At 47.8% G+C, this 13449-nt stretch carries 13 protein-coding genes; 8 read left to right on the top strand and 5 right to left on the bottom strand.

Annotation, left to right across the window (positions count from 1 at the left end):
• Window positions 1-356: 356 nt before the first annotated feature.
• A complete protein-coding gene (locus PODO_RS02140) occupies window positions 357-857 on the bottom strand; it encodes a CcdC family protein (protein WP_036682651.1) in 501 nt (166 codons plus the stop codon).
• Window positions 858-1064: 207 nt separating this feature from the next.
• A complete protein-coding gene (locus PODO_RS02145; RefSeq protein ID WP_036682650.1) occupies window positions 1065-1325 on the bottom strand; it encodes a GlsB/YeaQ/YmgE family stress response membrane protein in 261 nt (86 codons plus the stop codon).
• Window positions 1326-1574: 249 nt separating this feature from the next.
• On the opposite strand from PODO_RS02145, the gene PODO_RS02150 reads away from it, so the two are divergent.
• The gene (locus PODO_RS02150; protein ID WP_038568464.1) at window positions 1575-2624 is read left to right on the top strand and encodes a lactonase family protein; all 1050 of its coding nucleotides are present in this window, start codon (window positions 1575-1577) and stop codon (window positions 2622-2624) included.
• Between the two features lie 129 nt (window positions 2625-2753).
• On the opposite strand, the gene PODO_RS02155 is transcribed toward PODO_RS02150, so the two are convergent.
• On the bottom strand, window positions 2754-5021 hold the full coding sequence (locus tag PODO_RS02155) for an alpha/beta hydrolase family protein (protein WP_038568466.1): 2268 nt from the start codon (window positions 5019-5021) through the stop codon (window positions 2754-2756).
• A gap of 387 nt (window positions 5022-5408) precedes the next feature.
• On the opposite strand from PODO_RS02155, the gene PODO_RS02160 reads away from it, so the two are divergent.
• The 4 genes from PODO_RS02160 to PODO_RS02175 all read left to right on the top strand — a co-directional run bounded on the left by PODO_RS02160 (window position 5409) and on the right by PODO_RS02175 (window position 8810).
• Window positions 5409-6536 carry a sulfate ABC transporter substrate-binding protein gene (locus PODO_RS02160; RefSeq protein ID WP_036682645.1) on the top strand — a complete coding sequence of 376 codons (1128 nt, stop codon included), beginning with the start codon at window positions 5409-5411 and terminating at the stop codon, window positions 6534-6536.
• A 93-nt stretch (window positions 6537-6629) separates the two neighbouring features.
• Window positions 6630-7478 (top strand): sulfate ABC transporter permease subunit CysT, encoded by an 849-nt coding sequence (cysT, locus tag PODO_RS02165; protein ID WP_038568467.1) that lies wholly within the window; start codon window positions 6630-6632, stop codon window positions 7476-7478.
• Window positions 7479-7604: 126 nt separating this feature from the next.
• Window positions 7605-8468 carry a sulfate ABC transporter permease subunit CysW gene (cysW, locus tag PODO_RS02170; RefSeq protein WP_036682641.1) on the top strand — a complete coding sequence of 288 codons (864 nt, stop codon included), beginning with the start codon at window positions 7605-7607 and terminating at the stop codon, window positions 8466-8468.
• 117 nt (window positions 8469-8585) lie between these two features.
• Window positions 8586-8810 (top strand): YezD family protein, encoded by a 225-nt coding sequence (locus PODO_RS02175; protein WP_036682638.1) that lies wholly within the window; start codon window positions 8586-8588, stop codon window positions 8808-8810.
• Between the two features lie 636 nt (window positions 8811-9446).
• Here PODO_RS02175 and PODO_RS02180 read toward each other — a convergent pair.
• Complete coding sequence (locus tag PODO_RS02180) at window positions 9447-9755, bottom strand: hypothetical protein (protein ID WP_038568468.1); 309 nt, start codon at window positions 9753-9755, stop codon at window positions 9447-9449.
• A gap of 179 nt (window positions 9756-9934) precedes the next feature.
• Here PODO_RS02180 and PODO_RS02185 point away from each other — a divergent pair, with 179 nt between their 5' ends.
• The 3 genes from PODO_RS02185 to PODO_RS02195 all read left to right on the top strand — a co-directional run bounded on the left by PODO_RS02185 (window position 9935) and on the right by PODO_RS02195 (window position 12950).
• Entirely contained in the window at window positions 9935-10348 is a 414-nt protein-coding gene (locus PODO_RS02185; RefSeq protein WP_244886416.1) for a GNAT family N-acetyltransferase, read from the top strand.
• A gap of 232 nt (window positions 10349-10580) precedes the next feature.
• Window positions 10581-11213 (top strand): NAD(P)-dependent oxidoreductase, encoded by a 633-nt coding sequence (locus PODO_RS02190; RefSeq protein WP_038568472.1) that lies wholly within the window; start codon window positions 10581-10583, stop codon window positions 11211-11213.
• A 90-nt stretch (window positions 11214-11303) separates the two neighbouring features.
• Window positions 11304-12950: a bifunctional ADP-dependent NAD(P)H-hydrate dehydratase/NAD(P)H-hydrate epimerase gene (locus tag PODO_RS02195; protein ID WP_038568474.1), complete on the top strand. Its 1647-nt coding sequence runs from the start codon at window positions 11304-11306 to the stop codon at window positions 12948-12950.
• A 16-nt stretch (window positions 12951-12966) separates the two neighbouring features.
• On the opposite strand, the gene PODO_RS29800 is transcribed toward PODO_RS02195, so the two are convergent.
• Window positions 12967-13422 (bottom strand): hypothetical protein, encoded by a 456-nt coding sequence (locus PODO_RS29800; RefSeq protein ID WP_051491252.1) that lies wholly within the window; start codon window positions 13420-13422, stop codon window positions 12967-12969.
• Between the last annotated feature and the right edge of the window lie 27 nt (window positions 13423-13449).

Raw genomic sequence — 13449 nt, forward strand, 5'->3', positions numbered from 1 at the left:
AAATGATATTTATTTCAGCATTAAGGTCTTTTGGAAGCTTATCGTTAGGTATGCTTATAGTTTAACGTATCCCTTCGCAGGTTACCTGACATCGGACTTACAAAGATTATATTTTTTCTTTTTAATGCTGAATAGGTGACATAACGAGTTAGATATTTTAGGTGATCTATCCCTATAGTGTATGTAAAGTACTAAAAGAGGATGTAATAAGAGGATGGCTAATTGATGTCAGAAAAGGGTGAAAAGTAGAAAAAAGCAGAGGATATAACATAAGCTTGAGTTACAAGAGGTAAGAAGTCATCTCAAGGATATCGGGTAAGCACCCTGAGATGGCTTCTTAGGATCATTGTTGACAATCATGGCTGGGGCAGCAGACTCCCCGAGGAAGTCATAGCCTTATAACGCTTGAACATAAAAAATCTCCAATGAACAATCATGCCGAAGGCTAAAATAAAGAACAAACCACCGGACTGTGGGATAGACACATAACGGTTAATAAATTCATGGAGTAAAGTGCGGACTAGAAGAAGTCCGAGCAGGATAAACGCAAAGCTCTTGGAGCGTTGAGCATAAATTTGTCCATCACGTTGTTCAAAATGGGTGCTGCGTATAAGAGGATACGCGAAGATGAACCAGCCAATCAGAAAGGCGACTGCCGCCCACCATAATGGGAACCTGACCGCAGGTGCCACAAACATGGCAAAACCCGTCGACATACCGAGAGGTGGAATCCATATTTTTCGAATGGTAACCGGACGTGCGCTTGCTTTTAGACGAATGAAAATAACCATCAGCGCCATGAACAAAGCCCCTAATGTAGAGCCAATATGTAGAAGCGAGGGGTTTATGTTACCCATGATACACGACCTCTCTATGATTTCAGTCACTTGTATCTTCATTATAACAGAAAAACGATGGCAAAACATTGAAGTGTATTGGCTCCATACCCGCTACAATTCCAGCTTAGGAATTATTTCTTAAAGGAGCGATACATACAAAAATCCCCGCCAGAGCATACTCTGACGAGGATTTATTGATGTGAATATTATTATCTCAGCCCAGACTTACGAACGGCTGCGTCCACTTGTCGAGCGAAGAATAAGGCTCACGATAAAGATCAGCACAACCGCACCGATCAAAGAAGGGAAGAAGTAGAAATCACTTACTTTAGGTCCCCAGCTTCCCAGAAGCACGCCACCGAGCCATGAACCGATAATACCAGCGATGATATTACCGATAACACCACCAGGAATATCTCTGCCCATAATCAGACCAGCCAACCAACCAATAACCCCACCAACGATTAACATCCATAGAAAACTCATGTTACTTCAACTCCTTCGTTTTGTTGTTTGCGATGTCTACTATTAACCTTTGTGACCATCTTTAAACCACATGGAAAAACTTACTTCTTCCGGAATAGTTAGGGAGTAGGCTCTAAATGCAGTTTCGATAATGTATTACAACTATAAACATGCTATAGTGAAAAAATATTATAAAATTATGAGTAAACCCCTATTAGTAAAGGGTAAGTAAGAAGTAATACAATACATAAAGATAAAGGAGCCACTATTATGGAACGGGCTAATGAGGCATTGTTTTATGTAGGAACGTATAACTCTGAGAATGAGAAGGCGATTCAGTTATGTGCGCTTAGTCTTTTATCGGGGGAAATGAGAATTCTTGAGGGTACCGAGGGAATTGAGAACCCATCGTTTTTAGCTGTGAATAGTGCAGGCAGCGTGTTGTATGCAGTTAGTGAGAAAGATCAAGGTGAGGTTTACGCATATGCAATTGATCCCGCAACTAAAGCGTTGCAATCACTTGGAAGTCGTTCTACGGAAGGCGGCGCTCCTTGTTATGTCTCCATTAGTCCTAAGGAAGATTACATATTCGTCTCCAATTACTCGGGAGGCAATGTTAATGCTTTTCCTGTAAATGAAGATGGTTCGCTTCAAGAAATGTCCGACCAAGTAAAACATGTGGGTTCAGGCATTCGTGAAGACCGTCAGGAGGCTCCGCATCCGCACTCTGTCATTCCGGACGCAAGTGGTAGACATGTGCTGGTGTGCGATTTGGGACTGGATCAAATTGTGATCTATCGCCCTGAAGAGGGCAAACTGGTAAAACATCGTGAGCTTAATCTGCCACCTGGTTCAGGTCCGCGTCATCTGGCGGTGCATCCCTCTGGACAATGGATCTACCTGGCGAATGAACTGAATTGTACAGTAACGGCATTTGCTAATGATGAACAGGATGCAAATCTAAATATTTTACAGCATCTTAGCACGCTTCCTGATAATTATACTGCTGGTAGTGACGATACAGCTTCCGATATTCATGTCTCCCCTTGTGGCAGATTCCTGTATGTCTCCAATCGCGGACAAGACAGTATCGCCCTGTTCCATATCGATGAATTAACGGGTCTGCTTGAAGCGGTGGATTGGCAGGTTACCGGCGGGCGTACTCCGCGTAACTTTGCAATTATTGGGGATAAGCTGCTTGCTGCTAATCAGAATAGTGATAATATTACCTCGTTCTCCATCGATAGTGAGAGTGGCAGATTAATCCCTACAGGAAATGAATTGGAAATGAAGTCACCTGTTTGTGTGCAAGCGTTGTAGGCTGAGACTAGGTTATTGTATGTCGTAAAAATAAGGGCTATTCCCGTAATCCATTCATTTTTTCGTGAGTGGAGGTTGGGAATAGCCCTATTTTGCAAATGAAGACCTAAGGATAATAGCAAGTGATTGTTAAAATGTATTTCTGATACCTAAATCGTAAAAACCGATGTCATCAAGCATGATCCGGTCGCCTTCTTCTTCAAGATAGAAGGTGATTTCCGTCAGGTTGTCAGGATCCAGCTCTGGTTCTTCCTCCTGAAATTGTTCGAACGGCATCTCGTAGGTTTGAAATACAGCTTCGGAAAGGTCGCCGTATTTGCCATCGTTTATCCGCTCTTCAAGCCATGGGAATAACGTGAACTGAGTTTGTGGAAGTGGCAGTATGTCCATTACTTCATCCAGCGTCAAGCGTGCTGAGGTATCGTTATGGTCAGTTAACTCCACCTCAACCTTTGGAGGTTGTGGAACATCCATTTCTTCATTCATGTCGTCATTCAGATTTGCCATGGAGAACGTAAGGCCATCTGCCCCTAAAAGAGCAGTTTCAGTACGGACACTGTCGTTAAGCTTAATGTTGTAATAAGCTTCTTCGTTTTTGCTGGCTGTGCGTTCAAGGACAACACCATAGGTGGCTTTGCTTTTCGACTCCCGGTCTTTAGCTAACTCTTCTGACCAAGAAATACCCGATGCTGCTGCTGTTCCCAGTTCTACAGTGTTTTTGTTACGGTCATCGTCAAATGTGGCTACAGGACGATATCCCCCGCTTTGGAATCTATTGTAGTAGGCGGTATCTGGTAACCACTTCAGCCCGCTGCGATAATCCCGGAACAAGCTTTGGTATTCCTCTTTTTTATGCAAGGTGGTCTCTAAGAAAGCTGATACATAGACCTTGGCGATTTGCCGTTGTTTGTCTGCATCCATGATTTGTGTCCGATTTAAAAAGAGTCCAGCTGGCAAGGTCTGATCATACCCGCCCCAATCGCTGTTGAATTGACTGTGATTGGCATCCGCAATATACAGCGAGCTTTTGAAAGCAGATGATCCTTGGGAATAGGAAGTGCGTATATACTGCCGATCACCATAGAAATCATGTACATCTCCATCGCGGGCTCCCTGCAAGGTCAAATAATTGATGTCTTTGAGACGGGCTTGCTGGTCATCTATTGTTTTGTCCGTCGGTGCAAGCGCGATTACAGAGGTTATATTAAAGCGATTAACTGCCGCCATCACCGGATCATCCTTAAACCAACGAGTGGCATCCGCGGCCATAGCTACGGCTTGTCCTCCGCGGCTATGGCCGAGCAGGGCGGTTTTTGTGAAATCTATTTTCTGATAAAAAGGACTGCCCGGATCATCTGAAAAATCTGCTAGCTGCTCTAAATGTTTCAGTAGGATCCAAGTACGTACTTTAAAATCATTGTCCGGAATGCCGGACCAAGCAGAATAATTCAGGAAATTCTCATCGAGCGAGATCGCGATAAATCCCCGGCTTGCCAATAGTTCGCCGAGATAAGCGTACCCGCCATCAGAGTAATCTTCCATCATATGATTGCCGTGCACCATCAGCACTACTGGATATGGACCTTCACCTTCTGGCATCCATACGCGACCATTCAGGGGAAGTGCCTTATAATCGAAACCCCAGAATAAAGTGCGCAGCTTTGACCAATCCTTAATATAAGCAGAAGCATCGGCCGTAGAGGATATCAAGCTTGTATCCTTGCCGTATTCGGCACGATGAAGATCGGTACCACTGGCATAGGTGAAGGTCTGATAAGCTAGATTGCCTGGTATTCCCGGATCGGAGGCTGTCAGTGGAACGACTTCCGTATCGTTGATATCGACCGACTCTGAAATAGGAAGTTCTTGTACTCCGCTTGCCAGCGCAAGTGGGGAAAAAGTCACCGCCACTGTTAGCAGAAGCCCTAGTGTTATTCTTTTGCTGCGGAGCAGGCCGATGGCTAGTCCGCCTAATGCCCCTAGCAGTGCAAGCACGACCGCGATGACAACCGCGGCTTCAATCTCAAAATCTGCGTAATATAAGATTAGTAGAATAGCTCCAAAATCACTCAATACACAGCCTGCAAATAATCTTGGGATACGCAGTCCGGTCAACGCTAGCAGAACAGCTAAGATATTGCCGGAAATCGCCAGCAGGACAGTGCCTGCACCTGCAGCAAGAGCGATATCGGTAGGTTTACCTAATCCAGTAGGAATGCCTAACACGGCTGTACTAAAGGCTAAAAAGCATACTATCCAAAGACCGGCTATAGCTGTTCTCCAAACTGCTGTATCGTAACGGTAGGTTCCCCTAATTCTTCGTCCAATTTCTTGAGCCATACGTCTGTGGAGCCGTGGTTTCAACGGCGCAGGGACGTACTCTAACTCCATACCCATGACTCTCTCCCCTGACATAAAGCGGTATTTTCTCTTAACCCATAAGCTGTAGCAATAATATTACTTTATAGCATCAATAACAAGTGGATCTTACAGGAACCGACCCCATAGCTTGTACGGTGTGATGTGTGGGAGTTTTCTTTGACATAGGCTGGAAAAAAAGGTTTGACACAGTTAAAGGGTTTCAGTATTATATCCATATAAACCAACTAAGTAGATAGGAATAATTGAAGAAAGTTCTTACCGTACGAACGGAGGAACGCCTGCATTAGGCTCGCAGACACGGTCTTAGGACCGGTTTGACCTGCCATACGTAGGCTTTCCTCCGTTCTTTTTGTGTTACCCAAGGGTTTGTCTGGTACGAAAAAACATGGGGGAGTGGAAGAGATGAAGAAAAAGATGAATAAAGGGCTTCTTGTAGGGTTTAGCTTGTTGCTGACGGCAGGGCTTACTGCTGCTTGCGGCAGCAATAACAATAACGGCAATAGTGCTAGTCCGGCAACAGACGCACCAGCAACAACCAATTCAGCGGAGGCCACAAATGCGGCTGAAGCAACAAAAACTCCATCTAAAGATCCAGTAGAACTACTGAACGTCTCATATGACCCTACTCGCGAATTGTACGAGAATTATAATAAAGCTTTTGCTGCCTATTGGGAGAAAGAAACAGGACAGAAGGTCACCATTAAACAATCCCACGGTGGATCAGGGAAACAAAGCCGTGCTGTGCTTGATGGTCTGGAAGCGGATGTTGTGACATTAGCACTTGGTTATGATATTGATGCCTTGCAGGAAAAGGGACTGATCAATGAGGGCTGGCAAAGTAAATTCGATCATAATAGCTCGCCTTACACCTCGACTATCGTGTTCCTTGTACGCAAAGGGAATCCGAAAGGAATCAAGGATTGGCCAGATCTGCTCAAAGAGGGCGTAGAGGTTATTACACCAAACCCGAAAACATCAGGTGGAGCACGCTGGAACTACTTGGCAGCTTGGGGCTACGCACTAGACCAGAACAATAACGATGAGGCTAAGGCTGAGGAATTTGTAAAAGAACTGTTCAAGCATGTGCCAGTGCTGGATACCGGCGCGCGTGGATCTACGACAACGTTTGTGGAGCGTGGAATTGGTGATGTGCTGATCGCATGGGAGAATGAAGCCTATTTATCTGTGGAAGAGCTGGGACCGGACAAATTTGATATCGTGAATCCTTCGGAGAGTATTTTGGCTGAACCGCCAGTAGCTATAGTAGATAAGGTTGTGGATAAAAGAGACACGCGTGAGGTATCCGAGGCGTACTTGAAGTACCTCTATAGTGAAGAGGGACAAAAAATCGCGGCTGAAAACTACTACCGTCCTACATTAGATAGCGTGAAAGAAGAATACAAAGATAAGTTCCCGGAAATCAAGCTGTTCACATTGGCTGACAAATTCGGAACCTGGAAAGAAACGCAAGAGAAGCATTTTAATGATGGCGGGATCTTTGACAAGATTTATGTGCCAGGTGCCAAATAACAGATGAATGAAACGCAGGATGTAATCATTGAGATTTGTCCCGGTAGGGGCTGATCGGCTAAAAGGCCGAAGGCGAGAAAGGATGAATAGGGGATGAATGTCACCACTACGGCTGCACCAGCAGCAACACGGCGCAAAATACTGCCCGGCTTCGGGCTGACGATGGGCTACAGTGTACTATACCTGAGTCTAGTGGTTCTACTGCCACTTTCGGCGCTGCTGTTCAATTCTACAGGTCTGAGCTGGGCGAAATTCTGGGATGTAGCTACGGACCCGCGGGTATTAGCCTCGTATCGTGTGAGCCTGTCGACAGCTGCTGCGGCCGCTTTTGTAGATGCAATTCTAGGACTTTTGCTGGCGTGGGTACTGGTACGTTATGAATTTCCGGGCAAAAGAATATTTGATGCGCTGATCGATCTCCCGTTTGCCTTGCCGACAGCTGTAGCCGGTGTCTCTTTGACGGCGCTCTATGCAGGCAATGGCTGGATTGGGTCTTGGCTTGAGCCGCTGGGATTAAAGGTGGCATTCACTCCGCTCGGGATTACCTTGGCTTTGATGTTCATCGGCATACCGTTCGTTGTCCGGACGGTGCAGCCGGTGCTGGAGGATTTGGACAGAGATATGGAGGAAGCTTCGGCAACCCTTGGCGCAGGCCGCTGGAGAACCTTTCGCTCAGTAGTACTGCCTGAGCTGTTCCCGCCACTGCTAACAGGTTTTGCTCTAGCTTTTGCCCGGGGCATCGGTGAATTCGGCTCCGTCGTATTCATCTCCGGTAACATGCCGATGAGGACGGAGATTGCTCCGCTGCTTATCATGTCTAAACTGGAGCAATATGATTATGCCGGAGCTACCGCCGTAGCCCTGCTATTGCTCTTCATTTCCTTCCTTATGCTGCTTGTTATTAACACACTTCAGCGCTGGGTTCGTAAGACTTCTCGTTGAGGGTAATCTCCGTGACAGCTGACATCCGATCATGTTCAAACTTACTCGGAGACAATTCGTATCTGTTGTCGATACTGCATACTCGAGGTATCTTGTCTTCGTAAAACCCTTAAAGGAGGAATAATTTTGGCCGGTACCGTCCCCCTCTACACCCCCCGGCTACAAAAGAATGCGTCCTCGTCCGCGACAACAGAAACCCCAATTGTAAAATGGGTGTTGATCGGAGCGGCTGGGCTAGTCCTTTTTTGGCTGATTGCTCTGCCATTAGTTGTTGTGTTAACCGAGGCGCTGAAGAAGGGCTGGGATGTATATATAGCTGCCCTGACTGATCCGGATGCCCGCTCAGCGCTGCGATTGACGCTGCTTGTTGCAGCGGTAACGGTGCCTCTGAATACCTTTTTTGGTGTAACAGCGGCGTGGGCTGTAACCAAGTTTCGTTTCCGCGGCAAAGGGTTTCTAATTACCTTGATTGATCTCCCTTTTGCAGTTTCGCCTGTCATCGGCGGTCTAATCTTTGTGCTCGTCTTCGGTGCTAACGGATGGTTTGGTCCTTGGCTAAGCGCACATGATATCAAGATTGTATTTGCGCTTCCGGGTATCGTGCTAGCCACGTTGTTTGTGACGTTTCCTTTTGTAGCGCGTGAGTTAATCCCGCTGATGGAGGATCAGGGTACACAGGAGGAAGAAGCCGCAATTACACTCGGAGCACATGGGTGGCAAATCTTTTTCAGAGTCACACTGCCTAATATTAAATGGGGATTACTATACGGCATTATTTTGTGTAATGCGCGGGCCATGGGTGAGTTTGGTGCGGTTTCTGTGGTGTCCGGGCACATACGTGGGGAGACGAATACGCTGCCGCTGCATGTTGAGATTTTGTATAACGAATATCAATTTTCAGCATCTTTTGCAGTAGCTTCTTTGCTCCTGTTATTGGCTTTGGTAACGATGATTATTAAAAGCTGGTTGTCGCGAAAAAATGCCCATTGACATGACTTTTAGTTCCATGCTAAGTTAATTCATAGTATACTGGTTGGTAATAACGGAATTGAAGAAATAAGGAATTTAGGCGGATACAATCCTTTGGTGAGAAAGGGAGGCTAGAGAATGGCTAAACCGCTGAAAGTGGACGATTTATGGCTTACGCGGATTGCAGGACTTCTGGATGATATGGAATTTGGCTCATTGCATATTGTGGTGCATGAAGGTCAGATTGTTCAGATGGAGCGTACGGAACGCAAACGGTTTGAGAATAGCAGTGGCAACGCAAATGGACGTTATATTGGTGAAAACGGCGGGCGGCGGGCCGATTCTCAATCCGCGGGACGTTGATTCAATCTCTGGGCAATCATAAAGATATATCTCATCTTTTTGGATAAAAGATTATGGAGTTGTCACATAAGCCACGTAATGGCTGCTGGGGCAACTCCTTTTCTTTGTATGCTTGGATATTCTGGCACGTATGACGCATCCCATCGGACTCAGTTGACGCTAAACGCAGTATTATGCCACATTTGCCACGCTAACGGACCGCATAGCTGCTATTGGCATAAAAAACACCACATATGGACCTGATTCTAAGCAATAACGTCCCTGGAGTCCGAAACCACGCTCCAAAAGCTGAAAAGGCGCAAATAACGTCATCTGGGTCCGTAGGTCGCAAGGAATGATGAGTGTTGAAGCAGACCGCTCATGAGTAAGAACAAAGCAATATGTCATCTGGGTCCGTAGGTCGCAAGGAATGATGAGTGTTGAAGCAGACCGCTCATGAGTAAGAACAAAGCAATATGTCATCTGGGTCCGTAGGTCGCAGGAATGATGAGTGTTGAAGCAGACCGCTCATGAGTAAGAACACAGTAATATGTCATCTGGGTCCGTAGGTCGCCGGGAATGATCTGTCTTTTTACGACTTTTACAAATGATTCGGCCCGTGGGACAGTTACATATTTTGATGACGCAGTAAGTTTGTTAATAACGAGGGGCTTGGCGTGAGGCGGATACGCCCTCCATTAACAGGATGAACGCAGTGATGGCGTGCATAATCCAACCAACGATCGGAATAAAAGCTAAAATCGAGGTGATAATGCCCAGAACGTTACCCATGAATGGTTTATGCTCTCTCTGCAGCACAACAATGGCTACAGCGTGGAGCAAAAAGGCAATGGCCAAAGGGACCCAACCATTTGCAATGATAAAGAGTCCGCCGATCAACGGCAGAGCCAGAAAAGCTTCATAAAGGCATGTTCCCCATTTGAACAGCTTGGCTACAGGAGACATAATGCTTCACCCACCCTTTTATAAATATTGTTACAGATACTATTCCACACAGTCAGTAAAGGAATTCAAGAATATAAAACTTATCCCTCAGTTTCAAAAACATCCCTAGCAGTGAGCCTTGCCTGTGAACCATGCAGTCGTATATAGTGGGAACAGCAATGCTGAACGGAGGAGTGCGGGTGGAAACAACAAGTAAGCTTGATATACGCCATGAACAGCCTTCAGTGGAACAGTATTTGGCGCTGAGAAAAGAAGCTGGGCTGAGTGAAATGAGTGTGGAAGGTGCAGCGATCGGTTTGCCTCGTTCTATTTTTGCTGTAACCTTGTATGAGGAGAATAACCTAATCGGGATGGGGCGGGTGATTGGCGATGGGGGATGTTTTTTTCAGGTCACGGATATCGCGGTCAAGCCTTCACATCAAGGACAAGGTTTGGGAAAGCTGATCATGCGGGAAATCAGAGAATTCCTTAATACTGTACCAGACAAGGCGTATGTAAGTCTGATTGCAGATGGAGAAGCCTCGAAGCTCTACGCACAATATGGTTTTGAATCGGTTATGCCACGTTCTCAGGGAATGTTTTTGCGTCGCTAAGCTAAGGCGAATACATGCTGCTTTTTTTAGTAGAGAGTGCCCCTTGTATTGGTTAAGGGGTTTTTGGTCTGAAAGCGGGTTAGTAGGTGCGATCTGGTTTCGATTGGATCTCAGGGGATAAATAATGTTTAAAGGCTGTAAGGGAAAAGCTATTCAGATGAGCATCAAAAAAATAATTGAGCAGAAGGCTGCACGATAATGGCTTTGCTCGTAGAATGTGAGGAACAACAAGATGGATGTTGTAATATTGGGCGCTTCAGGAACGATTGGAAAGGCAATTGTACAGGAGGCATTAAAAAGAAAACACGAAGTAACAGCTGCGGTACGCAATCCAGAGTCAATAACTCTCGAACACGAGCGTTTACATGTAACAACGGTGGATATTCTTGATCCGGCTTCAGTAACAGCTGCAGTCCGTGGCCATGAAGAGGTAATCAGTGCTTATGGACCAGGAGCGGGGCAAGAGCAGGATCTGATTACGGCGGCAAAAGCGTTGGTGGAGGGTATGCAGACGGCAGGGTTAAATCGGCTTTTGGTTGTTGGAGGTGCAGGTAGCTTAAAGACTGAAACTGGAGAGCTGCTGATGAATACACCGGATTTTCCGGAAGAGTTTAAACCAGTTGCAGAGGCGCATGCGCAGGCTTATGAGATTTACAAAAATACAGAATTGGATTATACGTATCTCAGTCCTGCTGCGGTAGTTCATCCAGGTCGTCGTACAGGTCATTTCCGCATCGGATTGGACCGTCTTATTCTAGATGATAATGGTGAAAGCAAGATTAGTGTGGAGGATTTCGCTGTAGCTATGGTGGACGAGCTGGAGGAAGGGAATTTTAGTCGGGCCAGATTTACTGTCGCTTACTGATATCAGACTTGCGCCGGACTTGCGCTCGGACTTGTACTTGGAATTGCGTGTGAAGCTTTGGAACGGTAGATAGCGGAAAGGGGCTAAATCATGTATCTGGTAACTGCTGAGCAAATGAGGCAGCTGGACAGCGAAACGATCCAGCAGCTGGGGATTCCAGCGATTGCGCTGATGGAGAATGCGGGAAGAGTTATCGCCGAGGAGATCATCACGCTTTGCCGGGAGAGAGGCGGGGCAGGCTGCAGGAATGCAGCCGAAAGGAACGATACCGGGCTAAGGGAGGCCGCGCTGGGTGGCACAGGCAAGGCATTTAAGGTCAGCGCAGATCATGCGCTGACGCTTGCCTCTGCCGCAGCCGAGCGATGGTTCATCCTCGTCGGCAAAGGCAACAACGGCGGCGATGGCCTCGCCGCCGCACGGTACCTTCGCGAGACCGGCATCGCCGTCACGCTCGTCTATGCGGTGCCGCCGGAGTCGCTCTCCGGCGAGGCCGCCCTGCAGCGCGATGCGGCTGCAGCCATGGGCCTGCCTGCCGTAGTATACGGCAGGGATCGGCTGGACCTTGCCGAGTGCAGCGGCATCTTGGATGCGCTGCTCGGCACCGGCGGCGCGGGAGCCCCGCGCGGCGCCTATGCGGAGCTGATTGCCGCAGCGAACAGCAGCGGCAAGGTCATTGTGTCCGCGGACATCCCCAGTGGTCTGAACGCGGACACAGGAGAGACGCATGAGCCTTGCATTCATGCGTCAGTGACGGTATGCCTCGCGTTTCTCAAGCGAGGCCTCCTGCAATACCCCGGTGCAGGCGCGGCGGGGCATGTCAAGGTACGGGCCATCGGCATTCCGACTGCTCTGGCTCTTAACAGCGGTGTGCAGGCACACCTGCTGACACCGGAAGTGCTGCATGCCCATCTGGGTGTCGATCTGGCCCGGCGGCGGTCGCCTGAAGGCCATAAGGGTACTTATGGGCATGTACTCCTTGCCGCCGGCACCCTACGGATGAGCGGTGCTGGACTACTCGCAGCCCGTGCTGCGCTACGCACGGGCTGCGGACTGGTGACCTGGGCGCTTCCTAAGAAGCTGTTACCTTCCGTCATCGGTGTTGTTCCTGAATTGATGCTGGCTGATGTAGGTGGCAGTGAAGAAGGAAACTGGGTGGCTGGGACCGTGTCAGAGCTACTGAAGTTAAGCGAAGAGCGAGATGTAATAGCTGTGGGCCCTGGTCTTGGACGGTTCCCGGGAGATACAGATTGGCTTCGCAGTCTTTGGGAAGGCAGTGATTGCCCGCTGGTTATCGATGCGGATGCCTTAAATATTCTGGCTGACTCCGATTATAAGAGTTGGGTGCGGCGTCATTCTGTAATTCTGACCCCTCACCCAGGTGAGATGGCTCGTCTAGCCAACCTAACTACGGCTGAGGTCCAGCGTGACCGGATCGGTCTGGCTATGGACTATGCCAAGGAGCATGGGGTTACACTTGCGTTAAAAGGAGCGCATACCGTGATAGCAACTCCTGAAGGGCAAGCTTATGTAAATACCACAGGCCATCCCGGCATGGGCACTGGTGGAGCCGGTGATGTGCTAACGGGCATGATTTCCAGTCTGCTGGCTCAGGGACTTCATGCTACGCAGGCAGCAGCTTTTGGGGTATACCTGCACGGATTAGCAGGAGAGAGAGCAGCCCGTCAGCGGAATAATCCGGCGGCTATCATTGCCGGAGATATCATTGAAGCGCTTTGAATACACCTAATAAGGCTTATGACAACAGTAAACAGAGCAGTGGCAGAAACAGCGCGAATACTGGCAGCAACAGAGGGAATCTTTCCACACCAAGCTGGGTCACTCGAAGAATGAGCAGTCCCAGAATTCCACCCAGACCCCATAGCAGATACTCTGCACCTTGTTCCGCTGCCAGCCATAAACCTGCGCCGAAACCCGTGACGACGTATACAGCCAGAGGCAGGATTTGCGATTTCGAACGCAGAATATGCAGCAGTATATCCGCTACTAACGCCGCAGGCAATCCATAAGCATAAATGGCATAAGGAATCGATAGTGGCCAGCCTTCAGGGATTCCGTCGGATTGTGGAAATCCAAGCATAAGTAAGGTAACAAGGACGTAGGTTAACCCTGCACAGGCTAATTTGGTTAATGCGTACATGCCACTGCTCAGGCGGACAGAAGAGATATCATAATCGTTTATCTTATTCATTTGATATACATTCCTCTCGTGGTGTAA

Origin of the sequence: Paenibacillus odorifer (genome assembly GCF_000758725.1) — a bacterium.
Classification (GTDB): domain Bacteria; phylum Bacillota; class Bacilli; order Paenibacillales; family Paenibacillaceae; genus Paenibacillus_AQ; species Paenibacillus_AQ odorifer.